At 59.0% G+C, this 26,844-nt stretch carries 25 protein-coding genes, 5 pseudogenes and 1 riboswitch; of the genes and pseudogenes, 7 read left to right on the top strand and 23 right to left on the bottom strand.

Annotation, left to right across the window (positions count from 1 at the left end):
* Positions 1-9: 9 nt before the first annotated feature.
* The 3 genes from pth (at position 10) to hmuQ (ending at position 1,861) form a co-directional block, all read left to right on the top strand.
* On the top strand, positions 10-825 hold the full coding sequence (gene pth / locus B4968_RS01075) for an aminoacyl-tRNA hydrolase (RefSeq protein WP_083095885.1): 816 nt from the start codon (positions 10-12) through the stop codon (positions 823-825).
* A gap of 183 nt (positions 826-1,008) precedes the next feature.
* A complete protein-coding gene (locus tag B4968_RS01070) occupies positions 1,009-1,398 on the top strand; it encodes a DUF2237 family protein (RefSeq protein WP_083095883.1) in 390 nt (129 codons plus the stop codon).
* 142 nt (positions 1,399-1,540) lie between these two features.
* Entirely contained in the window at positions 1,541-1,861 is a 321-nt protein-coding gene (gene hmuQ, locus B4968_RS01065; RefSeq protein WP_083095882.1) for a heme-degrading protein HmuQ, read from the top strand.
* Between the two features lie 188 nt (positions 1,862-2,049).
* On the opposite strand, the gene trpB is transcribed toward hmuQ, so the two are convergent.
* The 19 genes and pseudogenes from trpB to miaB form a co-directional block, all read right to left on the bottom strand.
* Positions 2,050-3,309 (bottom strand): tryptophan synthase subunit beta, encoded by a 1,260-nt coding sequence (trpB, locus tag B4968_RS01060; protein ID WP_083095928.1) that lies wholly within the window; start codon positions 3,307-3,309, stop codon positions 2,050-2,052.
* A 258-nt stretch (positions 3,310-3,567) separates the two neighbouring features.
* A pseudogene (locus tag B4968_RS01055) lies at positions 3,568-4,214 on the bottom strand (phosphoribosylanthranilate isomerase).
* An 8-nt stretch (positions 4,215-4,222) separates the two neighbouring features.
* Positions 4,223-4,573: a LapA family protein gene (locus tag B4968_RS01050; RefSeq protein WP_083095880.1), complete on the bottom strand. Its 351-nt coding sequence runs from the start codon at positions 4,571-4,573 to the stop codon at positions 4,223-4,225.
* A complete protein-coding gene (gene ihfB / locus B4968_RS01045) occupies positions 4,574-4,858 on the bottom strand; it encodes an integration host factor subunit beta (protein WP_009811081.1) in 285 nt (94 codons plus the stop codon).
* A gap of 423 nt (positions 4,859-5,281) precedes the next feature.
* Positions 5,282-6,958 (bottom strand): 30S ribosomal protein S1, encoded by a 1,677-nt coding sequence (gene rpsA, locus B4968_RS01040; RefSeq protein WP_083095879.1) that lies wholly within the window; start codon positions 6,956-6,958, stop codon positions 5,282-5,284.
* Positions 6,959-7,272: 314 nt separating this feature from the next.
* Positions 7,273-7,905 carry an NAD(P)H-dependent oxidoreductase gene (locus B4968_RS01035; protein WP_083095927.1) on the bottom strand — a complete coding sequence of 211 codons (633 nt, stop codon included), beginning with the start codon at positions 7,903-7,905 and terminating at the stop codon, positions 7,273-7,275.
* Between the two features lie 245 nt (positions 7,906-8,150).
* Positions 8,151-8,765, bottom strand: a complete 615-nt coding sequence (cmk, locus tag B4968_RS01030; protein WP_083095925.1) for a (d)CMP kinase — start codon at positions 8,763-8,765, stop codon at positions 8,151-8,153.
* On the bottom strand, positions 8,762-9,271 hold the full coding sequence (locus B4968_RS01025) for a hypothetical protein (RefSeq protein WP_083095877.1): 510 nt from the start codon (positions 9,269-9,271) through the stop codon (positions 8,762-8,764). Before B4968_RS01025 ends, cmk begins: the two co-directional genes overlap by 4 nt.
* A pseudogene (gene aroA / locus B4968_RS01020) lies at positions 9,271-10,616 on the bottom strand (3-phosphoshikimate 1-carboxyvinyltransferase). Before aroA ends, B4968_RS01025 begins: the two are co-directional and overlap by 1 nt.
* A 115-nt stretch (positions 10,617-10,731) precedes the next feature.
* Positions 10,732-11,526, bottom strand: a complete 795-nt coding sequence (gene trmB / locus B4968_RS01015; protein ID WP_083095876.1) for a tRNA (guanine(46)-N(7))-methyltransferase TrmB — start codon at positions 11,524-11,526, stop codon at positions 10,732-10,734.
* Positions 11,527-11,671: 145 nt separating this feature from the next.
* Positions 11,672-12,340 (bottom strand): COG3904 family protein, encoded by a 669-nt coding sequence (locus B4968_RS01010; RefSeq protein ID WP_083095875.1) that lies wholly within the window; start codon positions 12,338-12,340, stop codon positions 11,672-11,674.
* 238 nt (positions 12,341-12,578) lie between these two features.
* Complete coding sequence (gene metK / locus B4968_RS01005; protein ID WP_083095873.1) at positions 12,579-13,760, bottom strand: methionine adenosyltransferase; 1,182 nt, start codon at positions 13,758-13,760, stop codon at positions 12,579-12,581.
* A gap of 5 nt (positions 13,761-13,765) precedes the next feature.
* Positions 13,766-13,814: riboswitch (SAM-SAH riboswitch) on the bottom strand.
* Between the two features lie 61 nt (positions 13,815-13,875).
* Positions 13,876-15,360, bottom strand: a complete 1,485-nt coding sequence (gene lnt, locus B4968_RS01000; protein WP_338153180.1) for an apolipoprotein N-acyltransferase — start codon at positions 15,358-15,360, stop codon at positions 13,876-13,878.
* A gap of 55 nt (positions 15,361-15,415) precedes the next feature.
* Positions 15,416-16,315 carry a transporter associated domain-containing protein gene (locus B4968_RS00995; protein WP_083095872.1) on the bottom strand — a complete coding sequence of 300 codons (900 nt, stop codon included), beginning with the start codon at positions 16,313-16,315 and terminating at the stop codon, positions 15,416-15,418.
* 21 nt (positions 16,316-16,336) lie between these two features.
* Positions 16,337-16,849: an rRNA maturation RNase YbeY gene (ybeY, locus tag B4968_RS00990; RefSeq protein ID WP_083095870.1), complete on the bottom strand. Its 513-nt coding sequence runs from the start codon at positions 16,847-16,849 to the stop codon at positions 16,337-16,339.
* Between the two features lie 60 nt (positions 16,850-16,909).
* Positions 16,910-17,916, bottom strand: a pseudogene (locus tag B4968_RS00985) (PhoH family protein).
* Between the two features lie 198 nt (positions 17,917-18,114).
* Complete coding sequence (locus B4968_RS00980; RefSeq protein ID WP_083095869.1) at positions 18,115-18,420, bottom strand: hypothetical protein; 306 nt, start codon at positions 18,418-18,420, stop codon at positions 18,115-18,117.
* A 14-nt stretch (positions 18,421-18,434) separates the two neighbouring features.
* Positions 18,435-19,007 (bottom strand): OmpA family protein, encoded by a 573-nt coding sequence (locus B4968_RS00975; RefSeq protein WP_083095867.1) that lies wholly within the window; start codon positions 19,005-19,007, stop codon positions 18,435-18,437.
* Positions 19,008-19,388: 381 nt separating this feature from the next.
* A complete protein-coding gene (miaB, locus tag B4968_RS00970; RefSeq protein ID WP_083095921.1) occupies positions 19,389-20,711 on the bottom strand; it encodes a tRNA (N6-isopentenyl adenosine(37)-C2)-methylthiotransferase MiaB in 1,323 nt (440 codons plus the stop codon).
* A gap of 136 nt (positions 20,712-20,847) precedes the next feature.
* On the opposite strand from miaB, the gene B4968_RS00965 reads away from it, so the two are divergent.
* Positions 20,848-21,717: a glycosyltransferase family protein gene (locus B4968_RS00965; protein WP_083095922.1), complete on the top strand. Its 870-nt coding sequence runs from the start codon at positions 20,848-20,850 to the stop codon at positions 21,715-21,717.
* Between the two features lie 101 nt (positions 21,718-21,818).
* Here B4968_RS00965 and B4968_RS00960 read toward each other — a convergent pair whose 3' ends face one another.
* Together B4968_RS00960 and irr are read right to left on the bottom strand one after the other, a co-directional pair.
* Positions 21,819-22,616 (bottom strand): phytanoyl-CoA dioxygenase family protein, encoded by a 798-nt coding sequence (locus tag B4968_RS00960; protein ID WP_083095919.1) that lies wholly within the window; start codon positions 22,614-22,616, stop codon positions 21,819-21,821.
* Positions 22,617-23,010: 394 nt separating this feature from the next.
* A complete protein-coding gene (gene irr / locus B4968_RS00955) occupies positions 23,011-23,427 on the bottom strand; it encodes a Fur family transcriptional regulator Irr (RefSeq protein WP_083095918.1) in 417 nt (138 codons plus the stop codon).
* A gap of 210 nt (positions 23,428-23,637) precedes the next feature.
* On the opposite strand from irr, the gene fabA reads away from it, so the two are divergent.
* Positions 23,638-24,147, top strand: a complete 510-nt coding sequence (gene fabA, locus B4968_RS00950; RefSeq protein ID WP_083095866.1) for a bifunctional 3-hydroxydecanoyl-ACP dehydratase/trans-2-decenoyl-ACP isomerase — start codon at positions 23,638-23,640, stop codon at positions 24,145-24,147.
* A gap of 78 nt (positions 24,148-24,225) precedes the next feature.
* Here fabA and B4968_RS00945 read toward each other — a convergent pair whose 3' ends face one another.
* Together B4968_RS00945 and B4968_RS25030 are read right to left on the bottom strand one after the other, a co-directional pair.
* Positions 24,226-24,795 (bottom strand): hypothetical protein, encoded by a 570-nt coding sequence (locus B4968_RS00945; RefSeq protein ID WP_083095864.1) that lies wholly within the window; start codon positions 24,793-24,795, stop codon positions 24,226-24,228.
* Between the two features lie 9 nt (positions 24,796-24,804).
* On the bottom strand, positions 24,805-24,936 hold the full coding sequence (locus B4968_RS25030; protein ID WP_277620901.1) for a hypothetical protein: 132 nt from the start codon (positions 24,934-24,936) through the stop codon (positions 24,805-24,807).
* Between the two features lie 50 nt (positions 24,937-24,986).
* On the opposite strand from B4968_RS25030, the pseudogene fabB reads away from it, so the two are divergent.
* Together fabB and B4968_RS00935 are read left to right on the top strand one after the other, a co-directional pair.
* Positions 24,987-26,217, top strand: a pseudogene (gene fabB / locus B4968_RS00940) (beta-ketoacyl-ACP synthase I).
* A gap of 7 nt (positions 26,218-26,224) precedes the next feature.
* Positions 26,225-26,844, top strand: a pseudogene (locus tag B4968_RS00935) (enoyl-ACP reductase FabI); the annotation flags it as partial.

Below are 26,844 nucleotides of genomic sequence, written 5' to 3'. Positions count from 1 at the left end.
AGACAGGCTATGAAACTCTTTGTTGGGCTCGGCAACCCCGGCGCCAAATATGCGCAGAACCGCCACAATATCGGCTTCATGGCCCTTGATGAGATCGCCTCCACGCACGGCTTTTCGCCGTGGAAGGCCAAATATCAGGCGATGATCTGTGAGGGGACATTGGGCGGCGTCAAGGTGCTCTTGCTGAAACCTCAGACCTTCATGAACCTGTCCGGCCAGGCCGTTGGCGAAGCGATGCGGTTTTACAAGCTCAGCAGCTCGGATGTGATCGTACTGCATGACGAGTTGGATCTGGCGCCGGGAAAATGTCGGGTCAAACAGGGCGGTGGTCATGCCGGCCACAACGGTCTGCGCTCGCTGCACGCCCATATTGGCCCCGATTACGCACGCGTCCGTCTGGGGATCGGCCACCCCGGCCATAAGGACGCCGTTGCAGGCTACGTCTTGCGGGATTTCCCAAAGGCGGATCAAGGCTGGCTGGACGACCTGATCCGGGGCATCTCTGACGGCGCTGCGGCCCTGGCCGCAGGGGACGGTGGCAAGTTCATGAATGCAGTCTCCCTCAGGACCGCCCCGCCGCGCAGCTCGACCGGCACCAAATCACAGGTTCAAAAACCTCAGGCTAAAAAAACACAGGCGCAAAAAACGCAGGCGCAAAAACAGGCGGCAGCACCGCAACCCGCACAGCAGCCTGCGGCCCAAAGCGCGCCAACTGAGCACGCGCAACAGCCTGCGGCCGCCACGCGCCAAAACAGCGTCCCGGAGCAAAAGCCCGAGACCGGAGAGCGCTCTGCGCTGGAAAAACTACTGAACAAATTCAAATAGCTAGACGCTGGCGGCTGCATTCTGAAAAATACCCCGGTGACGAGCAGAAAATCTGAATTAATATCAGCTGCTTGCAAGCACCGCCCCGGCATTTTTGTCAAACAGCACACCATAGGTCCGGGCCTGGACAGGACCCGGACAAAATGTTCCAAAAGAATGTACGAGTATTGTAGAGTGGACCGCATGAAACAGGACACCAGCATAAATGTTTTGGGCGGGCCGCTTGAGCCGTGCTCGATGGTCCCCCTCACCGGATTTTTCCGCGATGGACATTGCAACACCTGCGCCGAGGACCAGGGCAGTCATACGGTCTGTGCGGTGATGACAGCAGAGTTCCTGGCCTATTCCAAATATGTCGGAAACGATCTCTCAACCGCGCGGCCAGAATACGGCTTTGCCGGGCTGAAGCCAGGCGACACCTGGTGCCTTTGCGCCAGTCGCTTTCTGCAGGCCGCCGACGAAGGCTGTGCCCCGCTGGTCTCTCTTGCCGCGACCCATTTCCGGGCCCTCGAAATCGTACCAATGCCGCTGCTGCAAAGCCATGACGTCAGACTGAATGGCCGGCGCGACTAAGGTTTTACCGGGATAATACCAGCACCTGTGGTCTGGGAGATTGACCCCCGACCAGTTTTGCAGCTATGCCACCTCAGTAGCCAGCTTCTGCGGTCCCTCGGCCGCCAACGCCAGCCTCTGTATACAAACAAAGGAGACCGGCATGAGCTTTATCGCTATGAACCGTTTCAAGATTCGCCCCGGACGTGAAGCCGACTTTGAACAGATCTGGAAATCCCGTGAATCTCACCTGAACGAGCTTAAGGGCTTTCGCGAATTCCGCCTGCTGAAAGGCCCCGCGAGCGAAGACTCCTGCCTCTATTCCAGCCATGTTGTCTGGGACAGCCGCGAGGATTTTGAAGCCTGGACCAAATCCGAGCAGTTCCGGGCGTCGCACCGCAATGCCGGCAAAAGCGAAGGCGAAAGCCCGATCATGGGGCATCCCAGCTTTGAAGGTTTTGAAACCGTCATCCACGAAAGCTGACCTGTCACAAAGCCTAATCCAGGCGTGAGAGCTGACCTGGCTTGAAAGCGGGCTAGAAATTGAATTGGCCGACCTGAATTGCGTCAGATCGGCCAATTATTTTTGGCCCTTTGCCGGGGCACCGGAGCCACGGCAAAGGATGCCACGACTGGAAGACACGGCTGGGCAACAGAACCCGGCCGCGAGGATTAATCCTCGAAGCTGCGGCCTTCTTCGGTGTCAGACATGTCAAAGCCGAGGTGCTTGGCCACGGTAAAGACATCCTTGTCGCCACGGCCGCACATATTCATCACAATGATATGGTCGCTTGGCAGCTCGGGTGCGATCTTCATCACATGCGCCAGCGCATGGCTGGGCTCCAGCGCCGGGATGATGCCTTCCATCGCACAGGACAGCTGGAACGCCTCCAGGGCTTCTTTGTCGGTGATCGACACATATTGCGCGCGCCCCGTGTCATGAAGCCAGGAATGCTCAGGGCCAATGCCCGGATAGTCGAGCCCGGCAGAGATCGAGAACCCCTCCTGGATCTGGCCATCCTCGTCCTGCAACAGGTAGGTCCGGTTGCCGTGCAGCACGCCCGGGCGGCCACCAGTCAGCGAAGCAAAGTGCTGCATGCGGTCGTCAACCCCTTTGCCACCGGCCTCAACCCCGATGATATTGACGGATTTGTCGTCGAGGAAGGGATGGAACAGGCCAATCGCGTTAGGGCCACCGCCAATGGCCGCGATCAGAGTGTCAGGCAGACGGCCTTCGCCTTCCTGCTCTGCCAGCTGCCAGCGGACTTCTTTGCCGAGGATCGACTGAAAATCACGCACCAATGCCGGATAGGGGTGCGGACCCGCAGCGGTGCCGATGCAGTAAAACGTGTCTTTGACGTTGGTCACCCAGTCCCGCAGCGCGTCATTCATCGCATCCTTCAGGGTGCCACGACCCGAGGTGACAGGGATCACTTCGGCGCCCAAAAGACGCATGCGGAACACGTTGGGCGCCTGACGCTTCACATCATGCGCCCCCATGTAGACCACGCATTTCAGGCCAAATTTGGCACAGACGGTGGCCGTTGCCACACCGTGCTGTCCGGCTCCGGTTTCCGCGATGATCCGTGTCTTGCCCATGCGGCGCGCCAGCAGGATCTGCCCCAGCACATTGTTGATCTTATGGGCGCCGGTATGGTTCAGCTCGTCGCGCTTCATATAGACCTTGGCACCGCCCAGATGGGCGCTCAGACGCTCAGCATGATAGAGCGGGCTGGGGCGACCCACATAGTGCTTCCACAGATCATCCATTTCAGCCCAAAAGGTCGGGTCGTCTTTGGCCCGGTCGTATTCCTCTTCCAGGCTCAGGATCAAAGGCATCAGGGTTTCCGAGACAAACCGGCCTCCAAAGATACCAAAGCGACCCTTTTCGTCGGGTCCGTTCATAAAGCTGTTGAAAAGATCGTTGGCCATGGTTCTTCCCTTTGTGCAGCGCTGGATATGAGTATCGCGCAGGCGCAGGCGGGTAAAGAGAGCCAAAGCAGGATTTTCCGCGCTCCCCTGCAGGTTTCACCCCCCCTGCCCCGCCTCACTCAAACAGAACCTGCATCTGCGCCCGTCTTTTTATCTGTTTCACAATTTCGTGTCAGAGCTACGCGGCAAGTTTTAGGTGGCCAGTCTGGACGGCCAGGTTAAGGCGGCCAGTTCAGACAGCCAGTTCAGACAACCAGTTCAGGCAGACAATGCCGCCGCCGTGAAGCGGGCAACCAAATCCGCGTCTTTCTGGCCGGAGCGCTTTCGACACCCGAAGACACATCGACCTGACGCGCGCCTGTCATGCGAATCGCCTCGGCGACATTGTCGGGGGTCAACCCCCCCGCCAGCATCCAGGGGCATTGCCAGTATTTGCGCCCGGCCAGCAGCCGCCAGTCAAAGGCAAGCCCATTGCCGCCAGGCAGATCCGCGCCCTTTGGTGGCTTGGCGTCGATCAAAAGATGATCCGCGACCTGCGCATAAAGGTCGATCTGTGCCAGATCCTCGGCATCCGCCACGCCAATCGCTTTCATTACCGGCAGCCCATATCGCGCCTTGACCGCCGCCACCCGCTCGGGGCTTTCGCTGCCATGCAGCTGCAGCATATCCAGCGGCACGGCAGAGGTCAGCGCATCCAGCATGGCGTCATCTGCGTTGACAGTCAGCGCCACCTTGCACAGGCCCACAGGCACCTCCAGCGCAATCCTGGCCGCCTCTTCAACAGAGATATTGCGCGGGGACTTTGGGAAAAAGACAAAGCCGACATAGGCAGCACCAGAGTCGGCAGCCGCCCGTACGTCCTGCGGGCTTTTGAGCCCACAGATTTTCACCCGGATTGCACTCATCGCGGCGCTCAGTTGTGCTCGTCCAGAAGGGCCAGAACGTCATCTTTGCCCTTATGTTTTTGCTGCTTCAGCTTCTGCACTTCACGAGACAGCTTTTTGACCTCGCGGGTCTGAGTGCCCGCAGCACGGCGATGTTTGTGCTCGCGCAGCCATTCCCAGATAAAGCCGATCACCAAGCCGGCGCCAAGGCCACCGATCACCACCACAAACAGCGGCAGCGAGATCGTGGGGTTCACCCCCATAAGCTCTTCTAAAACCGACGGCAGCAGTTTCAGCTCAACAATGGCACGGTTTGCCAGGCAAACCGAGACCAACACAATTCCCAGAGATCCCAGGATAGCGTAGCGAATATAGCGCATTTAGGCCTTTCCGTTCAGGCGGTCCCTCAAGAGCTTACCGGTCTTGAAGAACGGAACATGTTTTTCTTCTACCTGGACCGTTTCACCCGTGCGTGGATTGCGGCCTACCCGCGAATCCCGTTGCTTGACCGAGAAAGCACCAAAACCGCGCAATTCCACCCGGTCACCCCGGGACATTGCGTCAGTCACTTCCTCGAATACCGTGTTCACGATCCTTTCGACATCCCGCTGATACAGGTGCGGGTTTTCGTCTGCAATCTTCTGAATCAATTCAGAACGGATCATACTTCCTGCCCTCCCAAAACTACGCAAGCCTTTGCCGGCTAACGACAACTATAGGTACAAATGCGCGCTCTAGGAACTAAAACAGACGGGGGCTTGTTGCTATTTGCCCCGTAAACCTCGTTAAACGCGCACAAATTCTGATATTTCACCGCGTCACAGTACCGTCACGTCATTTTTCCACTCTGCAGGCGGCGCTGCGTAGCGGGAATAGAAGTAGTTGATTCGCAACTGAATATCAGCACGATTTCAGAGCGTGCCGCGGTCGGGCCCAACGGCGGCTCTGAAAAATCGCAGGTCAAATCCGAAAATATCCGCGGCGTCTGTGGCATCGGAGACGACGGTGGAAAACCGCCCAAAAAGAAACGGCCCCACCAAAATGGCAGGGCCGCTCAAATAGCTTAGCACCTAAATGCTGCTCGAAAATCAGTCGTTGTTCAGAGCTGCACCCAGGATATCGCCCAGCGATGCGCCGGAATCCGAGGAGCCATACTGCTCAACAGCTTCTTTTTCTTCTGCAATCTCGCGGGCTTTGATCGACAGACCCAGACGACGGGTCTTGCTGTCGACATTGGTGACGCGCACGTCGACCTTGTCGCCAACCGAGAAACGCTCAGGGCGCTGCTCTGCACGATCACGGCTGAGGTCGGAACGACGGATGAAGCTCTTCATGCCTTCGTATTCGACTTCGATGCCGCCTTCTTCGATGGCAGTGACGTTCACAGTGACGATAGAGCCACGCTTCACGCCGCCCACGGCTTCTGCGAACTTGTCGCCGCCCAGGGCTTTGATCGAGAGAGAGATACGCTCTTTTTCAACATCCACTTCGGAGACAACGGCCGAAACCATGTCGCCTTTGCGGTAGTTCTGGATCGCATCTTCGCCGCGCTCGTCCCAGGACAGGTCGGACAGGTGGACCATGCCGTCGATGTCGCCGTCGAGACCAATGAACAGACCGAATTCGGTGATGTTCTTGACTTCGCCTTCGACTTCGGTGCCCTCGGGGTTGCTTTCCGAGAAGACTTCCCATGGGTTGCGCTGTGTCTGCTTGAGACCCAGGGAAACGCGGCGCTTGGAGCCGTCGATTTCCAGAACCATGACGTCAACTTCCTGGCTGGTCGAAACGATCTTGCCGGGGTGGACGTTTTTCTTGGTCCAGGACATCTCAGAGACGTGGACCAGACCTTCAACACCGGGCTCCAGCTCAACAAATGCACCGTAATCGGTGATGTTGGTAACACGGCCTTTGTGGACCGAGGAGAGCGGATATTTGGCGCCAACCAGATCCCATGGGTCTTCCTGCAGCTGTTTCATGCCGAGGGAGATACGATGGGTCTCTTTGTTGATCTTGATGACCTGAACCTTGACGGTTTCGCCAATCGCCAGGATCTCGGAGGGGTGGTTCACACGACGCCATGCCATATCGGTGACGTGCAGCAGGCCGTCTACGCCGCCCAAGTCAACAAAGGCACCGTATTCGGTGATGTTCTTGACCACACCGTCAACCGAATCACCTTCAGTGAGCTTGCCGATAACTTCGGCGCGCTGCTCGGCGCGGGATTCTTCGAGGATCGCACGACGGGAGACAACGATGTTGCCACGACGACGGTCCATTTTCAGGATCTGGAACGGCTGCTTCAGACCCATCAGCGGGCCTGCGTCGCGCACGGGGCGGACGTCAACCTGGCTGCCGGGCAGGAAGGCAACTGCGCCACCCAGATCGACGGTAAAGCCACCTTTGACACGACCAAAGATCGCACCTTCGACGCGCTCGTCGTCGGCATAGGCTTTTTCCAGACGGTCCCAGGCTTCTTCGCGGCGCGCCATCTCACGGGAGATAACAGCTTCGCCACGGGCATTCTCAGCGGAACGCAGGAAGACTTCAACTTCGTCACCAACTGCGATCTCGGGAGCTTCGCCAGGGTTGGCAAATTCTTTCAGGTCAACGCGGCCTTCCATTTTGTAGCCGACGTCGATCAGGGCCTGGCCCGCTTCGATCGCGATAACCTTGCCTTTAACAACGGACCCCTCATTCGGGGTGTCCATTTCGAAGCTTTCATTCAGGAGGGCTTCGAAATCCTCCATAGATACGTTTTGAGCCATGAGGTCTCAGATGTCCTTTACATTGGTTTTCTGGCCGGGTGGTTGTCTCCACCGGTCTTGCGGTTGGTCACAGGTTTTGTGCAAAACGAAAGAGGGCCGGATGCACCGACCCTGCTCGAATCTCTTTTATTCTGCGGTGTTTTCACCTTGTAGACGCTGCGGGCTATAGCCTTTTGCCCCCCGGCGCGCAAGGAAAAACCATATTTTATTGCCCTTTCACGCAGCACTTTGAACGGTCCCTGCACACCGCTCAAACAAGAGGCCACCGGCTAAGTCCCGGTGGCCTTGTGTAATCTCTGCAGGCCTCGCCTTACTCAGTCGATATTGGTCACAAATGTGCCCAATGGCTTACGTACCTTCTTGAGGTTCACCAGCCAGTCACCGCTCTCGTCGCGGTAGCCAAGCGGCAGCCACAGAACCGAGCGCATACCCTTTGCTTTCAGGCCCAAAATCTCATCGACCTGTGCCGGGTCAAAGCCTTCCATCGGGGTGCTGTCCACACCCAGCTCTGCGGCAGCCGCCAGAGCAAAGCCAAGGCCGATATAGGCCTGGCGCGCCGCATGGGCGTAGTTTTCCTCATCCGTGCGCGGCAGATACATGGCCTTCAGGCGGTCATAGTAGCCCTGCAGCATGTCGCTTCTGCCGCCGCGCTCTTCGGCCATCTGATCAACAACGGCGTCAATGCGCGCTTCGCTGTAGTCGTCCCAGGCGGCAAAAACCAACAGGTGCGAGCCATCCGTGATCTGGGCCTGATCCCAGGCAACCGGGCGAATGGCGGCACGCACATCGGCGTTGCGGATCACCAACAGCTCGTAGGGCTGCAAGCCGCTGGAGGTCGGAGCCAGCTGGACCGCCTCAACAATCTTGGCCACGTCCTCTTCGGGAACCGTTTTGGAGGGGTCCATCTTTTTTGTTGCGTAGCGCCAGTTCAGTTTCTCTAGAAACATAATCTTTCCCGTCATTGGAAGGTTTGCTCCTTCCTTATTTAGAACTGAACTGTTCAGTTCAATACCGCAACGCGAAAAAAACCATCTCCCGCCAAAAAAATCTCGACTGACGGCCAGGACACGCACGGTGGCAGGCCCGCCACACCGGGGGCCAGAACGGATTCATCGCGACAGGTCCGATGAGAACAGGCCGTATAAAAGCAGGCCCCGATGAGAGCATGACCTGTGAGAAAGGAGGGTCTTTTTTACCGGCGGCGGGCGTCTATGACGCGCAACGCGCTTGCTACGGCCTCATCGATTTCCAGCTCACTGGTATCAATCAGTACCGCATCCTCTGCCGCACGCAGCGGCGCCTCGGCGCGATTCATGTCCCGCTCATCCCGGGCCTTCACATCGGCCAGAACCTCCTCCAGCGCAATCGCCTGCCCCTTGGCCTCCTGCTCCAGAAAGCGGCGCCTGGCGCGGACCTCGGCGCTGGCGGTGATAAAAAGCTTCACCTCAGCCTCGGGGCAGATCACCGTACCGATGTCGCGGCCATCCAACACGGCGCCCCCGGCGCGACGGGCAAAGGCACGCTGAAAATCAACCAGTGCGGCGCGCACCTCTGCAATCACCGCCACCTTTGACGCCGCCTGTGCCACCTCCGGCCCCCGCAGGTCCGGGCGCTCAAGATCAGCAGCCGAGAGCGACAGCGCCGCCTCAATCGGCGCCACACCTTCCAGTGTTCTGGCGCCCACGGCCCGATACAGGAGGCCAGTGTCCAGATGCGCCAGACCCAACTCCGCTGCAATCGCCTTGGAAATCGTTCCCTTGCCCGCGGCAGCTGGCCCATCAATTGCAATTGTGAAACTGGTTGTCATCTCGTCTTCCATCTCTTCAAACCTCCCCGCAACAGCGCCAGAACCACCGCTGTCATCACCAGACCGCTGGCAATAGATTTCACAACGGTGGCTTGGCTCGCGGCTGCAATCTGCGCCGCGCTCACCTCTCCGGCAAGCAGGGTCGCAACCAGGTTATTCTCCCAATAGTCAGCCAACATCCCCAAAACAGCCGCAGCTATCAGCACACTTCGTACCCAGGGGCGGGTAAAACAGGCCCGAATCGCACCGATCAAGACAAGGGCCAAAAGCACCGGATAGGCCAGATCCAAAAGACGCTGCGGCCCGCTATAAAGCGCCCTGCCCTGTTCGGTCAGCGCAGTCAGAAAGGCGCGTGCCTCAACCTCTGAATAGCCTGTCGGGCGCAGATCAAACGGAGCTAGTCCCCCGGCAGCCAGACTGATTGTCGGCAAGGTCCAAAGAACCATGCAAAGGTAGACGGCCAGCGCGGCGGCAAAACAAATCCAGTATGCCGCCCGCAATGTCATCAGCCTTTGCTCAACTTGGCACCAAGGCCAGTCATCAGAGGTTCAAAAATCGGAAAAGACGTGGTGATCGGGGTGCCGTCATCCACCGACACAGGATTTTGCGCCCCCATGCCCATGACCATAAAGGACATGGCAATGCGGTGATCCAGGAAGCTCTCGCAGGTGCCACCACCGGGAACCGCATCCGGGCCCAGCCCCTCAACCGACCACCAGTCCTCGCCCTCGTCCACGGTGATGCCATTGGCGCGCAGCCCGCGTGCCATCGCGTCGATTCGGTCGCTTTCCTTCACCCGCAGCTCTTTTACCCCAGCCATCATGGTCTTGCCGCTGGCAAAGCAGGCCACCACCGACAGCACAGGATATTCGTCGATCATCGAGGCGGCCCGTTCCGGCGGCACCGCGATGCCCGTCATGTTGGGAGAGTAGCGCGCGCGCAGATCGGCAACCGGCTCACCGCCTTCTTCGCGCGGGTTCTCAAATGTCAGATCAGCGCCCATGTCCTGCAGCGTGTAAAACAGGCCCGCTCGGGTGGGGTTCAGGCCAATGCCCGGCACCAGCACATCAGAGCCCGGCGTGATCAGCGCAGCACAGACCGGAAAGGCCGCCGAGGAAGGATCGCGCGGCACCGCAATCACCTGCGGTTTCAGCTCGGGGCGGCCCGTGAGGGTGATCACCCGGCCCTCATCGCTGTCCTCGACAGTGATCTCAGCGCCAAAGCCCGCCAACATGCGTTCGGAATGATCGCGGGTGGCTTCTTTTTCGATCACCACGGTTTTTCCGGGCGCGTTCAGCCCTGCCAGCAGCACGGCGGATTTCACCTGCCCGAGGGCACCGGCACCACGTAGCGCACCGGTGTCGGATCAGCCGCGCCCACAATGGTCATCGGCAAACGGCCACCCTTGCGGCCAACGGTTTTGGCACCAAACAGCGCCAGCGGATCGGTCACCCGCGCCATGGGACGGCCATTGAGGCTGGCATCGCCCGTAAAGGTCACGGTGATAGGTGATGTCGCCATGGTCCCCATGATCAGCCGCACTCCGGTGCCGGAATTGCCGCAGTCAATCACGTGATCCGGCTCGGCAAAGCCACCGACGCCAACGCCGTAAACCGACCAGTTGCCGCCGCCGTGGTTCACCACCTCAGCGCCAAAGGCCTGCATCGCCCTGGCCGTGTCCAACACATCATCGCCTTCCAGCAGGCCCGAGATTTTGGTCTCACCCACCGCCATAGCGCCCAAAATCAGCGAGCGATGCGAGATCGATTTATCCCCGGGCACCTCGGCGACACCGTTGAGCGGCGCGGCACGGTGTGACGTCATCGGGATGGGGGTACCGTGTCCGGACATGGCGCTTCCTTTGTCTTTGTCGTGTCTGCCTAGGGTGCAGTCTGTTCTGTTTGCGCTATCGGTAACGAATTACACAGGAAGGGTCCAGCGCCGATCCCCTGCCCGCCCTTTACGCCTAGCCGAGGCGGCGGAAGGTCAGATAGGTTGGAGTGCGCCCCTCGCGCAGCCCCTTTTGCTCATAGCGGGTCGAGATCCAGTCCTCCCAGGGTTCACGCCAGTCGGCAGCCTCGCTTGCCAGCCACTCAAACCCCGCCTTTGGCACCTCTTCGAGGGTTTGGCGCACATAGTCGGGAATATCGGTGGCCACACGAAAGATCGCACCCGGTTTGAGGCAGCGCGCCAGGGGCTCAAGATGCTCCTGCGTCACAAAGCGACGGCGGTGGTGGCGGGTCTTTGGCCAGGGGTCGGGGTAGAGCAAAAACGCTTTGGCAATCGACTGAGGCGGGATCACATCCATCAGATCGCGGGCATCGCCCGGATGCACCGCGATATTGTCGCAGCCCGCCTTACGGATCTTACCCAGCAGCATGGCCACGCCATTGATAAAGGGCTCAGCCCCGATGATGCCGACATCCGGGTTTGAGCTGGCCTGATGCACCAGATGTTCACCACCGCCAAAGCCAACCTCAAGCCAGGTCTCGCGGCCGCCAAACAGCGCCTCAAGATCCAGCGGAGTGCGGTCGGGGTTTTCGTCCCAGCCCACGGCACCGGGGCTAAGATCCGCGAGGTCCTCAGCGAGATAGCGGCGCTGGCTGTCCTTCAGGGTCTTGCCACTGAAGCGGCCATAAAAATTGCGCCAGGGCGCGCCGCTCACATGGGCCCCTTCGGCCTGCACCGAGCCCTCAGGGCGCGACGTGTCTGATGGATCGGCAACGGGGCCTGCATCACGGGGCGTTTTATCTTCGGCCATCGGCTGGGCTCATCCTCTGTTCACGCGGGCTCAAAGCGGGGTCTTGCAACAAGGCCCGCGCCGGGTTGGCCGTCCATCTGCCGCAAGCCGGGCCTCAGGTCAAGAGAGACGGGATCCAGCGCCCCACGCCGCGGCCTTCAGCGCCTCACTCTGCCCCCCGCCCCTCGCGCAACACGCCAGCCGAGATCAGTTGCGTTCGCGACGGATACCACTCTTCGCTGGCAACGGCTTGCAGGGTCTCCACGGCAAACCCCGGTTCCACCCCCCGCGAGACCATATAGATCAGATGTTCGTAGATTTCGCTCTGGGTGTCACCGTAGATCCAGGAGCCGAATTCAAAAGGCGTGGCCCAGTCCTTCTCTTTGCGCTGGTCGCGATAATAGCTTTGAACCGCCTGCGGACCCCAACTGCGGTGATGAAAGCCGATCTTGGATCCACGCGCCATCCGGCGGCGGTTTCCGGCGAGAAACACATCAACGCAGGCACTCACGCATTCGCCCGCCACATGGGTATCAAGCGCATAGTGCAGCACGACCCCGGCCATTTCAGTGCCTGCAAAAACACTGCCGCCGCTGCTGTTGAGCTGCAGCTCCCTGATCTGCCTGTGTCGGCTCAGAACCCGCTTCAGCTGACTGACATCCTCATCCCGGATTTCATCGCCGGTCTTTTCCGTGTCATATATCAACACCGCACCCGCGACCTCGAATTTATCAGAGAGCGGCTCTTTGGCAAAAGCAGGCGTAATAGCGAGCGCACAGGCTAGAACTGAAGCGAGAACAGGGGTAAGCGCACAGGCTGCAAGCAAGCGGGTCATATGGTCTGGGTCCAGTCCTTTGGCAGGGGCTATCCGCTACAATGGACCAGGACGCCCCCTCAGACCAAGAGAGAAAACCTCCCGTTCACCGCGCGCGATCCTGGCCGCTTTCCCGAGAAGAGGCCGACAGAATATAGGCGGGCCGAATATAGGTGGGCACAAAAAAGGCGGGCATAAAAAAGGCGGGCACCTGGCCCGCCTTTGTGAAAAACATTTACACCCGTATTCAAACCGGTGATCAAACGGCCTTTTTCAAAGCCTCAACCAGATCTGTGCGCTCCCAGCTGAAGCCACCATCCGCATCCGGCTCACGGCCAAAGTGACCGTAGGCCGCAGTGCGCTGATAGATCGGCTTGTTCAGGCCCAGGTGCTGGCGAATGCCACGCGGTGTCAGATCCATCGCCTGATCAATCGCCCGTTCAATCGCCTCCGGGTCAACCTCACCCGTGTCATGGGTATCGGCATAGATCGACAGGGGCTTTGAGACACCAATCGCATACGACAGCTGAATGGTGCAGCGTTCTGCCATGCCGGCCGCCACAACGTTCTTAGCCAGATAGCGCGCCGCATAGGCCGCCGAGCGGTCGACCTTGGTCGGGTCTTTGCCCGAAAAGGCACCACCACCATGGGGCGCTGCGCCGCCATAGGTATCAACGATAATTTTGCGCCCTGTGAGACCCGCATCGCCATCGGGGCCACCGATGACAAATTTACCCGTAGGGTTCACATGCCAGACGGTTTCGTCTGTCAGCCAGCCTTCGGGCAACACCTCATGGAAATAGGGTGCCACGATGGCGCGGATATCACTGGAGGTGAGGCTTTCGTCCAGATGCTGGGTCGACAGCACCAGCGAGCTGATACGCACCGGCTTGCCGTTCTCATAGACAACAGACAGCTGCGATTTGGCATCGGGACCCAGCGCAGGCTCGGTGCCATTTTTGCGCACCTCGGCGAGGCGGCGCAGCACGGCGTGGCTGTACTGGATCGGCGCCGGCATCAATTGCGGCGTCTCGGTGGTGGCATAGCCAAACATGATGCCCTGATCACCGGCACCTTCGTCCTTGTCGCCGGAGGCATCAACGCCCTGGGCGATATGTGCGGACTGTTCGTGCAACAGGTTTGTCACCTTCACAGTTTCGTGGTGAAACTTCTCCTGCTCATAGCCGATGTCTTTGATACAGGCGCGGGTGATCGCATCGATCCGCCCCATATAGTCGTGCAGCTTATCCTGATCGGAGAGGCCAACCTCGCCGCCAATCACAACGCGATTGGTGGTGGCAAAGGTTTCAGCGGCAACGCGCGCTTCGGGTTCTTCCGCCAAAAAGGCGTCCAGAACAGCATCGGAGATCTGGTCGCAGACCTTATCCGGGTGGCCTTCGGACACGGATTCCGAGGTGAAAGTATAGTTCTTGCGGGACATGAAAACGCTCCATTGAGTTCACCTCGTCACGCCAGGAAGCCGTTGTGAGAGGAATAAAACTGATTTACGCGGGGTCGCACTAGAGGTCAATCAATAGTCAGCAGACGTTAACCAACTATGAGCGCAGCACCGGTCTTTGTGCCAATTTGGCCCCCAACAGCGCCAAAATCAAGGTGAGCAGAAAAACAGGCCAGTCGCCCGTGCGACTATAGAGCGTTGCGGGCAGCGGTTTTGGCAAAGCCGCGTCCACGGCCCCGGCCTGGCCGCGGGGGATGCTTTCGCGCATGCGGCCATAGGGGTCGATCATTGCGGTGATGCCTGTATTGGCGGCGCGCAGCATCGGCAAACCCTGCTCGGCGGCGCGCAGCCGGGCCTGCACCAGATGCTGATAGGGCCCCGAGCGGGTGCCGAACCAGGCATCATTGGTGATCTGGACCAGCATATCGGGCCGTACCGGCACCGCGTTCACGTCCTGGGCAAACACCGCCTCGTAGCAGATCAGCGGCATTGCAAGCCCAATGCCAAGATCCATCAGCCCCGGGCCAGAGCCCGCAGAGTACCCAGCCCCCGACTGCGCCGCAAAGCCATAGATGCCAAACCGGGCCATCAGATCCCCAAAGGGGACGTATTCTCCAACCGGCCCCAGATGCGTTTTGTCATAGGTCTGGCTCACGCCACCCGCCGCATCCAGCAGGATTGCAGAATTATAGTAGCGCTCCTCCTCGCGCCGCTGGATACCCAGCAGCAAGGGCACAGGGCCAATGCGGCTGCGGATCGCGGACAGGGTGTCCTCAGCGTTGTTCAGCAATTGCGGCACTGTGGTCTCGGGCCAAATGATCAGATCCGGGGCGGGCTGCTCCGGGCTTGACTGGTCTGGGCTCGCGGGCGTTTCGCTCAACTCAATAGCGCGGCGGACAAAATCCCATCGGCGCTCGGCCAGCCATTTTTCCGCCTGCGGTGCATTGGGCTGTACCAGTCGCACCCGTGTGTCGGTCATTTCCAGCGCGGGCAGAGGCGACAGGGCATAGCCCCCAAGCGCCACCAAAAGCAACGGCGCGATCGCCAGAAGCGGGCGGCGGCGCACCAGAGCCAGCGGCAGCAGGACCACAAGCGTCAGCAAGGACAGGCCCTGTGCCCCAACCAAAGGCAGCAGTTGCGCTGCGGGGGTCTCTATCCAAAACTGGCCAAACCCCGCCCAGGGAAAGCCGGTCAACAGATAGGCGCGGCCAAATTCAGCCAGCGACCAAAATGCAATCAGGAGCAGAAGGCGCGGCCCTCCCCGGCTCCAGCGCGCAGCCAGACCAAAGGCCAGGCCCCAAAACAGCGCCAGACCTGCGGCGAGGAAAACCAGCGCAAAGGGCGCCATCCAGGCATAGCGCTCCGCATCAATCTGAAAGGGTTCAACAATCCAGGACAGGCCAAAACTGAAATAGCCAAGGCCAATCAGCCAGCCGATCACCGCGCCCTGCAAAGCCGTGCGGGCCCAAAGGGCAATCATGCCAATGCCGCCAGCGGCCACAGGCAGGCTCAGCAGGATATGCATCGGCGCAAGAGACACCGACAGCAGGGCGCCAAGCCCAAAGGACAACAGCGTGGCCACCCAGTTTGCGCCCGACGCCCCGCCGCCCTGACGAGTCTGGCCCCCAGGGCCCTCGTCACGCGGCAGCGTCCGGCAGCATCACCCGCAGGCGTTTGATGCGACGGGGATCAGCATCCATGACCTCAAATTCGGGTCCATCGGGATGCACTATAACCTCGCCCCGCGCCGGAACCCGGCCCGAGAGCATAAAAACAAGGCCTCCGAGAGAATCTATTTCTTCGGCATCCACATCCTCATGGCCGGTGAGCGAGCGGCCGATCTCGGCCTCAAACTCATCCAAAGGGGTGCGGGCCAGCGCAATGTAGCAGCCGGGCTTTTCCAGATACCAGGTCTGGTCTTCGCCGGGATCATGTTCGTCCTCGATCTCACCGATCACCTGTTCAATCAGATCTTCGATGGTCACAAGCCCGCCCACCCCGCCGTATTCGTCGATCACCAGCGCCATATGGCGGCGCTCTGCCTGCATCTTTGCCATCAACACCCCAATCGGCATCGAGGGCGGCACAAACAACAAAGGCCGCAGCATCTTGGCCAGATCAAAGGGCTTGCCGCCGCCATTGAACCCGTGGGTGAGGGCAAAATCCTTTAGGTGAGCAAAGCCAAGCGGCGTGTCCAGGGTGCCTTCATAGACCGGAATTCGGGTATAGCCGCTGTCGCGAAACACCTGCACCAGATCGTCGCGCTCAATGGATACAGGCACTGAGAGGATTTCTGCAGAGGGGATGGCGACATCCTCGACCCGCATACGGCGCAGGTTGATCATGCCATGAGACTGGATCTCCGGCTTTTGCTCCTGCACGACCACCGGTTCCTGCCTGGGGGCATCTGGCGTAAAAGAGCCAAAAATCCGTTCCCAGAACCCTGGTTGTTCCGCAGCACGGGCTTCTGCCTCAATGCTGGTGGTGTTCTGCAGCGCGCCATGCGCCGCGTTAGAACTGCCTTCTATATCGCCCATTTGTCCTATCCAAAATGCCTCTCAGAGGCTGCCATTGATTGTATATGGGTTATCTAGACCCATATTGCCAAGTATCTCGACCTCCAAGGCCTCCATCACTGTGGCGTCAAGGTCGCGAATGTGATCATAACCCAAAAGATGCAACACTCCGTGAACAACCAGATGACGCAAATGATCTGACAGCGGCTTATTTGCGTCAGTGGCTTCGCGCGCGCAGGTGTCATAGGCAATCGCGATATCCCCCAGCGGGATCTCGCCGGTAAAATCCGCCTCCGGCAGCTGCGGCTGGCCTCCGGGATCCGCGGCAGCCAGATCCTCGGCCGGCCAGCTCAACACATTGGTGGCAACAGGTTTGCCGCGAAACTCTGCGTTAAGAACGGCAATGCGCGCATCATCGCAGGCGAGCAATGCAATCTCGCAGTCTTCGCTTTCAAGATCGAAATGCGACAGGGTCGCCTCAGCCGCCTGCTGCGCCAGGGCTTCCAGCCCCGCGTCCTGCCAGCGATTGTCCTCAACTGTGATATCCAGCGCCATGACCTGCCTTCGCCCTCAATGCAGAGCCCCCCATTGCGGCCCCTTCCAAACCAGCCTGCGTCAGGCGGGTGGTGTGTCGGCGTCATAGGCTTCGATGATGGCCGCCACAAGTGGGTGGCGCACAACATCGCGGGCCGTAAAGTAGTTGAAGCTGATTTTCGAGATGGGCGCCAGCAGCCGCTCGGCATCCGCCAGACCCGAGGTCACCCCACGTGGCAGGTCTACCTGGGTGCGGTCACCGGTGACCACCATGCGTGAGCCTGCGCCCAGCCGGGTCAAAAACATCTTCATCTGCATCGAGGTGGCATTTTGCGCCTCGTCAAGCACCACAAAAGCGTTCGACAGCGTCCGTCCGCGCATAAAGGCCAGCGGCGCGCTTTCGATCTGCTTTTCCTCCAGCAGCTTGGCCAGCTGCTTTCCTGGCAGAAAATCATTCAGGGCGTCATAAAGCGGCTGCATAAAGGGGTCGACCTTGTCCTTCATATCCCCCGGCAGTAGCCGAGTTTTTCACCCGCCTCAACCGCCGGGCGCGCCAGGATGATCTTGTCGACCTGTCCCGTCATAAAAAGGTTCACTCCAACGGCCACCGCCAGATAGGTCTTGCCCGTACCGGCGGGTCCAATCCCAAAGGCCAGCTCATGCTCAAACAGCGAGCGCACATAGGCCTTTTGTGCATCGGTGCGCGGCTCGACCAGTTTTTTGCGGGTCTTGATTTCGACATGGCCTCCCTTGAACATCTCAAGCTGGTCATCGGCGCCCGCATCCGGCGCCTGCCCCATGCGCAACTCGCGGTCGACATCGCTGCGCTCGACACTGCGCCCCGTCTCCAGCCTGTCATATAATGCAATGAGAACTTCAGAGGCCTGCTCACGCTTTGCCTCCTCCCCCAGAACCGAAAGCTGATTGCCCCGGCGAATAATCTGGACGCCAATTTTCTGCTCTATTTCCGCGAGGTTGCGATCATATTCTCCGCAAAGATCGATCAACAAGCGGTTGTCAGGGAATTCGAGCAGCACATCATGCGCGCTGTCACTGTTTGTCGGCTCGATCCGGGCACCTGTGGCCAATGGTGGCTCCTGTTTTTGGTGTTTCTCCGTTTAGTCTGCCTCCGCCGCACGGCAGGTGCAAGCACGCCGGGCGCAAATTTCGGCAAATGACGAAAAAAGGCGCACTGCAACAAAAACGGTCGCCCCAAATAAACCCCAAATAAAAATGGCCGCCCTGAAATAAGGACGGCCATTTTGAGATAGAACTGCAGCAGATCCCTAGAGGGAATCTGGGAAACTCGACCCTGACTTGAAGGGGCCGGTTGCGACATTGCGCGGCAGCGGGCTGTTACAGACCGGTTTGCCATCCGGGGTGCGGCGAAGATCGGCGTAGCCCTCAAGGCCATCATCGATAATCCAGTGCTCACAGCCCTGGGGGTCGACCCAAATACCGGCTTTCATGCGCGACAGGTCGGCATTGGACGAGTCACCAATGTGTTGATCGCGGGTTTTATCAGCGGTTGGTCCGCAGGCCGTCACAGCTGCCAGAGCAAGGGACAGGGCTGTTGCTTTGAAAAAATGCATCTTGATGTCCTTCTTTAGCGCAGGCAGTAGATTTCGACGCGACGGTTCTGCGCCATGTTTGACGCGCTGGTGTTGGGCACGCGTGGGTCCCGCTCACCATAGGCACGAATATCAGCAATGCGCGCGCCAACCGATTTGGCGACACCTGCGACCGCATTGGCCCGACGCTGAGACAGGCGGATATTGTACTCATCCGAGGCCCGGCTATCTGTGTGGCCCGCAATCACAAACGACCGGACATTGCCCTTGTTAGAGTTGAAAAACTCCTGCAAACGCGATTTACCGGCAGCATTGATGTAATGTTTGTCGGTGGCAAAGAACTGATCCGTCTCCATCACACCGCACAGGGTACCACGACGGCAGACAGGTTTGCCATCAGGCGTCACATGCGGCGTCATATAGCCCTCGGCGCCATCATCCATCACCCAATGCTCACAGCCATCCGGGTCAACCCAGATCGTTGGAATATAGCGTTCACCAACGACGGTCCGTGTCGTATTCTGCGCCTGCACCGACGCCGTCGACAGGCCAACCGCAGCCACGGCAGCGGCAAGCAGAGTGAACATTTTTTTTGCTTTAATAGTCATCACAACCAGGTTTCCTTCACCTAAGTCCCCCCCAGGGAGCTTGCCGCTTAAAATTCCTAACACTCAGGTTATCAGCAACAATCTACACGGCATTTTCGTAAAAATACCCCCACATATGAGGCCTTTTACACCAGATTATGCGGTTTCACGCGACACTCATATAATTTTGCTTCAATTGTATCCGGCAACGCTGCAATAATGACTCACTCTGCATCCGCATGGACAGAGCTTACGAGTTTTCCCCTTGAAATCAAACTTCAAACGCCGGGTATCGAATCACACATAATAACCACCCTGCATGGCATAGCCCGGCATGGCACACCGCCCGCGCCCCTCAGAACGCAAGGCCTGCGGATCCCCTGCCAGGGTCAGGACCCGCGTCTAGTCGATCAGCTCTCCAGCAAGGGAGTTGGTGCGCGATGCCACAATACGGACCCGCGCCAGATCACCAGCGGCACGGCCGCAATTGCCCACATGGACCGCGTGCAGATACTCAGATTTGCCCAGCATCTGGCCCTCAAAGCGACCGGGCCGCTCAAACAACACGCTGACTTCGCGCCCCACCATACTGTCCTGGATCTCGCGCTGCTGGCGGGTCAACAGGGCCTGCAGGCGCTGCAAACGGTCATCGGCCGCAGCCGGGTCAACCTGCGGCCGTTCCGCTGCCGGGGTTCCGGGGCGGGTGGAGTATTTAAAGGAATAGGCGGTGCCGTATTTGACTTCTTCCACCAGATCCAGAGTGGCCTGAAAGTCTTCTTCGGTCTCTTCGGGAAAGCCCACGATAAAGTCGCCGGAGATCAAAATATCAGGCCGCGCCGCACGGATCCGCTCCAGCAGGCGCAGATAGCTGTCTGCGGTATGGCTGCGGTTCATCCGCTTCAGGATCTTGTCCGAGCCCGCCTGCACCGGCAGATGCAGATAGGGCATCAGCTTTTTGCAGGTGCCATGCGCCTCGATCAGATCATCCATCATGTCGTTCGGGTGGCTGGTGGTAAAGCGGATGCGTTCCAGCCCGTCCACCTTGTCCAGCTCCCAGATCAGCTGCGCCAGCGTCAGATCCCCATTGGCCCCGGCGCCGTGATAGGCATTGACGTTTTGCCCCAGCAGGGTGATTTCGCGCACGCCGCGTTCCACCAGATCGCGGGCCTCGGTGAGGATGCGGTCCGCCGGGCGCGACACCTCGGCACCCCGGGTATAGGGCACCACGCAAAAGGCGCAGAACTTGTCGCAGCCTTCCTGCACCGTGAGGAACGCCGTGGGGCCGCGTTTTGCCTTGGGGCGGCGCTTTAGTTTCTCGAATTTGTCTTCTTCAGGGAAATCGGTGTCGATCACCTGCGCGCCACCGCGCGCCTTTTGCTCCATTTCGGGCAGGCGGTGATAGCTTTGCGGGCCGACCACCAGATCAACTGCCGGCTGGCGGCGCATGATCTCTTTGCCCTCGGCCTGCGCCACACAGCCCGCAACGCCAATCTTGAGATCCGGCTTTGCCACCTTCAGCTGCTTCAGACGTCCCAGTTCGGAATAGACCTTCTCGGCCGCTTTTTCGCGAATGTGGCAGGTATTGAGCAAAATCATATCGGCGTCATCCGCCGTCTTGGTCTCGACATAGCCCTCCCCGCCCAGCGCTTCGGCCATGCGTTCACTGTCATAGACATTCATCTGACAACCATAGGTCTTGATAAACAGCTTCTTCGGGGCGGTCATATCTGAGGTGCCTTCCAGCAGGGGTGGGAACAACGGCCTGCCATAAAGGCAAATCTCGCGGCTTGCAATGCAGGCGGGATACCCGATTTTAGCAGCAAATGCCAGCAAGGCAGCTGATGAGCAGAGACACAAGACCATGATGTATTCCTCGCTGGACGATTTTCTGCAACAACAGAAGGCCCTGCTGGTCAAAGGGCCGGTGGCGCTGATCTTTGTCGAGGACGATATTGAGGTGGCCACCACCCTGCGCCATCATCTGCAATCAGGCTTTCAGACCATTGTTGCCCTGATGCCGGATGCCTTTGATCTGCCCCGCGATATCAAGGCCAAAATCCACCGGGTGCCTTTTGACTGCAGCGCCCCCGAGACGGTCTTTGCGGCGATCAACCGGGTAATTGGCGCAGCACAGCCGGGCTGCTGGCTCTATTATTGCTACAACGCCGAATTCCTGTTCTTTCCCTTTTGCGAAACCCGCTCGGTGGCAGAAATGCTGACCTTCCACGCCGAAGAGCGGCGTTCGGCCATCCTGACCTATGTGGTCGACATCTATGCGGGGGACCTGGAGAAACACCCCAATGCGGTCTCGCTTGAGACGGCCTTTCTCGACAAATCCGGCTACTACGCCCAGGCACGCGATGACACGGTGGCCAAGGCCCCACGCGAGCGGCAGCTGGACTTTTTTGGCGGGGGACGCTGGCGCCACGAGGGACACATTCCACCGGCCAGCCGCAAAATTGACCGGATCTCATTGTTTCAGGCCAAACGCGGTCTGAAACTGCAAGAGGATCACACCTTCAACGATCAGGAATACAACACCTACGCCTGCCCCTGGCATCACAACCTGACAGCCGCAATCTGCTCCTTCCGCACCGCCAAGGCACTGAAACGCAATCCGGGGTCGAAATTTGCCATCGACAGCTTTCGCTGGCACAACTCGACACCCTTTGACTGGCACTCGCGGCAGTTGCTGGATCTTGGCCTGATGGAGCCGGGGCAATGGTTCTGAGCGCGTTTCGCCTGCACCTTGAGCTGCCCAGCGAGGGCTTGCCTCGTGACCAGGCCCCTTTAAGCTAAGCGCTCAAAAGGCCGGAACACGAGGCGGCAGCTTCAACGCTGCAACAAGACCGGGAACCAGTCCTCGCGCAGGCGCTGGCCAGGCTGCATCTCGTGGCCCGGATATGGCGGCGAGGTTGGGCCGGGGCGCTCGACATAGCGGACATCCTCGCCCACCAGACGCAGTGAGAACGCCCGGCGGCGGCTGTCGCTGGTGTTGGCGCGCGCCCCGTGCAGAGTTTTGTAGTTAAAGGCCACCGCATCGCCCGGCTGCATCTCCCATTCACGAATACTCATGCCTTCGGCGTCGGGGTCGGGCACCGCCATGTACTGGCCCTCATCAGCAAAAAAGCCATCCTGCGACACCCAGCGGGTTGGCAGCACTTCTTTTTCCCATTTGTGCGAGCCTGCGACGCAGCGCAGGGTGGCGTCTTTGACCGGGTCCAGCGGCGACCAGAAACTGACAGTCTGCGTCCCCTCAACAAAATAATACGGCCCGTCCTGATGCCAGGGGGTGGCCATCGAGGTCCCGGGTTCTTTCACCAGCACATGATCATGAAACATCTGCACCCGGTCTGACTGCATCAGGTCTGCCGCCACTTCGGCCACCGGCGAGGCTTTGATCGCCTGCTCAAAATCGGGGATGCGCGGCCAGTTGCAATAGTCATCAAAAAAGCGCCCGGTCTGGCCTGGCTTTTCATTGTTTGAGGCATAGGGGCCGGGATCCGCCATGTTTTGGGCCACCCCCTGCCGCAGCTGGTCCACCTGATATTTGAACAGGCCTTTGATGAGGACAACGCCATCGCGCTGGAACTGATCGATGTGATCCTGAGTGATAAGAGCGTGCACCATGATGGCCTCCGTCGGCGATATAGGGTTGGTTGCGCCGAACCTGCCCATATCCTGCATTGGTTTCAAATCATAAATGCTCTGGTCAGGTCGAAATCTGGACAGGGTAAAATCTGGACAGGCCAAAATCTGGTCAGGCCGAAAGGCGTGCTCTGCCTGACGCCGCTGCACGGATGGATTTCTCTGTAGATTTCCCGGAATGAATCACTGGCGGACAGTCTCTGTGGCAGATGATGCCTCAAACGACCTCAAAAACCGATTCGCCACAGGTGCCTCCACTGGATAGCGACTTGCAGTGCGGCCTCAATCACCCGTCAGATGCCGGTCATCGCTTTAGTCAGAACAGGCACTCAGGCGCATGATGCAAAAACGGTGCAGAAAGGCTGGGGCGCGGTACTCAGATCTTGCGCAGGCGGATCACCACATCAACCGAGGCAATCTCCATGCCCTCCGGCGCGTCCGGCAGGCGCTGGATCACCAATTGGTCAGACGGGGCATCGGTCACCAGACTGTTATCTTCCCAGAAATAATGCGGATGATCATGGGTATTGGTGTCAAAATAGCTTTTTGATCCATCAACCGTGATCTCCTGCAACACGCCAGCCTCGCAAAAAGCCCGCAGCGTATTGTAGACAGTTGCCAACGACACACTGTCGCCTTTGGTCTTGGCGGCGTCAAAAAGGCTTTCGGCTGTGACATGGCGATGCTTGCCGTCGCCAACCAAAAGCGCGGCCAGAGCAAGCCGTTGCCGCGTCGGGCGCAGCCCGGCCTCAACCAACCAATTTGTGGCCACATCTTCGCTGTTTGGCGTCATGAGCGGTTCCTGCATCGCGTTGCTATTGGCATTTATACTGCGAATGAGTTGCGGTTTTCAAACGGAATCCCCAAATCGCGTTAACATCAGGGCCTATCCCCGCGACACATTCTCCCCGCACCACAAGGCTCACTCCCCTTGCAGGACCCTTAAGCCGGGTGCTACAGGAAGAAAAACCCATGAAACACCTCAGGCAGGAGACGCGCCAGCATGGCCGATTACCCTAGCAGTTTTGACAAAGACGACTTGCTGAAATGTGCCCGTGGAGAGCTTTTTGGGCCAGGCAATGCCCAGCTCCCGGCCCCGCCAATGCTGATGATGGACCGCATCACCGAAGTCAGCGCCGACGGCGGCGCCCACGGCAAGGGCCATATTGTTGCGGAATTCGATATCAACCCGGATCTGTGGTTCTTTGAATGCCACTTCCCCGGCAACCCGATCATGCCCGGCTGTCTGGGTCTGGATGGTCTGTGGCAGCTGACCGGGTTTAACCTGGGCTGGCGCGGCTGGCAGGGACGCGGCATGGCCGTGGGCGTCGGCGAGGTCAAACTCACCGGTATGGTGCGGCCAGAGCGCAAGATGCTGACCTACAAGATTGATTTCAAAAAAGCGATCCAGACCCGCCGCCTGACCATGGGTGTTGCGGACGGCATCGTCGAGGCAGATGGCGAGATGATCTATGACGTCAAGGACATGAAGGTCGTTCTGTCTGAGGCGTAAGAAGCTTTACCCCGCAAGACGTAAAAGAGGCCCTCGGGCCTCTTTTTTATTGACCGAAGGTCCGTTCCTAGCCCAAACCTACTTGCTCATGCTTGGCAGCGAACGACCGGTTTCAACGGCTGGACAACACGACTGCGCGACGACATACTCCAGCGCAAATACTGCTCGTCGCTTGATGTTCTCGTCGGTAGATCGGGCAGCCGCTTGAAGTTCATTTATAAAATTTTCAGTCTGAACCTGTGGAATGAATTGACAAAACCGACGAAACTCCCGCAGGGCGCCGTTGCGAATGCGACGGAGGATTGTCTGACGCAGAACCGTCTTTTCATGATCCGTTAAGTCGAATTTTTTGAGCACTCTCAGTATGCGCTCTTTTTCGTATCCTGATCGATAAAAAATGGGATCAAGGGATAGGAAATCGAAGACAAATTGTCTGATCTGCTTGTCTTGCGAAACTGTTTCGGCGCTGACTTTATCCAAGTATTTGTTAACGTCCGACTGAAAGCCCTGAAACTTGCTGCATGCGTCTTTCCAAGCGCGCCTGTTGGCTTCTGAACGGTCCCGCACTTCAAGAGTTGCGTGGATGCGCTCATGCAACTCGTTCAAGGTGTTACAGTGACGCGCGATTTGTGATTTGAAATCCGCCATACGGTGATCTTAGCTGATCCAGCTATCAAACGGAAAGCGGACTTCCGAGCCATCTTTATGAAAGACATTAAAGTCCGCACAGCTGCCGTCCGTCGCAAAACCGGCATCCAGCCTGCGCCGCGCCAGCATGCTATCTTGCACCTCTCCCCTGCAATGCCTACTAAGGCATAAGCAATTAAGGGAGTGCACCGATGCGCCGTGTTGTCGTTACTGGATTGGGGATCGTCTCCTCCATCGGAAACAATGTTGAAGAGGTTCTGACCTCGCTGAAAGCCGGGAAATCCGGTATCGAGGCGAGCCCCGAAATGACAGAGCACGGCTTTCGCAGCCAGGTCGCGGGCACTCTGAAGATGGACACCAAGGAACTGGTGGACAAACGCACCCTGCGGTTCATGGGCGATGGCGCCGCCTATGCCCATATCGCCATGAGCCAGGCGATTGCCGATGCCGGCCTGACCGAGGATCAGATCGTCAACACCCGCACCGGTCTGGTGGCGGGCTCTGGTGGGCCGTCGACCTCGGCCATGCTGGCGGCGCATCAGGTGGTTGCCAAGACTGGCGCCACCAAACGCATCGGGCCTTTTGCGGTGCCAAAATGCATGTCCTCTACGGTCTCGGCCAACCTCGCGACGGCGTTCAAGATCAAGGGCATCAACTATTCCATCACCTCGGCCTGCTCCCCCTCGCTGCACTGTATCGGCAACGCGGCCGAGCAGATCATGATGGGCAAACAGGACGTGATGTTTGCCGGTGGCGGCGAAGAGCTGGACTGGACCCTGTCCTGCCTGTTTGACGCCATGGGCGCGATGTCTTCAAAGAAAAACGACGACCCAACCGCAGCCAGCCGGGCCTTTGACCAGAACCGGGATGGCTTTGTCATCTCTGGTGGCGGCGGCATCGTGGTGCTGGAAGATCTCGACCATGCGCTGGCGCGTGGCGCCAAGATCTACGCCGAAGTGGTGGGCTACGCCGCAACCTCGGATGGGCACGACATGGTGGCCCCCTCTGGTGAGGGCGGCGAGCGCGCCATGCGTCTGGCCCTGTCCACCCTCCCCGAGGGCCGCAAGGTCAGCTATATCAATGCCCATGGCACCTCGACCCCGGTGGGCGATGTTGGTGAGGTTGAGGCGGTGCGCCGCGTCTTTGGCGAAGGCCAGACGGCACCGGTCTCCTCCACCAAATCCATGACAGGTCATGCCCAGGGGGCGGCCGGTGCCCTGGAGGCGATTTTCTGCCTCTTGATGCTGGACAACGACTTTATCAACCCCTTCGATCAATGTGGACACTCTGGCCGACGGCATTCTGCCCGGCGAGATTGCCACCGATCTTGTGGAAAACGCAGGCCTCGACTGTGTCATGACCAACAGCTTTGGCTTTGGCGGCACCAATGGGTCGATGGTTTTGAGCAAATACAAAGGATAACCTCATAATGTCAGGATTGTTGACGGGCAAACGCGGATTGATCATGGGCGTTGCCAATGAGCGTTCCATCGCATGGGGCATTGCCAAAGGCCATGGCTGAGGCCGGTGCCGAGCTGGCCTTCACCTACCAGGGTGAGGCCTTTGGTAAGCGTCTGGCCCCATTGGCGCAGAGCGTCGGCAGTGATTTTATGGTCGATGTGGACGTCACCGATGACACATCATTGGATGCCGCCTTTGAACAATTGGGCAGCCGCTGGGACAGCATCGATTTTGTTGTCCATGCCATCGCCTATTCGGACAAATCCGAGCTGACAGGCCGGATCCTGAACACCAGCCGGGCGAACTTTAAGAACTCGATGGATATCTCGGCCTATTCCTTCATTGAGGTGGCGCGCCGTGCGCATCCCTTCATGAAGGACAATGGCGGCACCCTGCTGACCCTGACCTATGGCGGCTCTAACCGGGTGACCCCGAACTACAACGTCATGGGCGTGGCCAAGGCCGCACTGGAAAGTGCCACACGCCATCTGGCCAATGATCTTGGCCCCGAAGGCATTCGGGTCAATGCGATCTCACCGGGACCAATGAAGACCCTGGCCGGTGCCGCCATTGGCGGTGCCCGCAAGA

The organism is Pseudophaeobacter leonis (assembly GCF_002087335.1).
Lineage (GTDB): Bacteria > Pseudomonadota > Alphaproteobacteria > Rhodobacterales > Rhodobacteraceae > Pseudophaeobacter > Pseudophaeobacter leonis.
The sequence above is the reverse complement of the archived record's forward strand: the minus strand, read 5'-3'. Positions and strand labels throughout refer to the sequence as shown.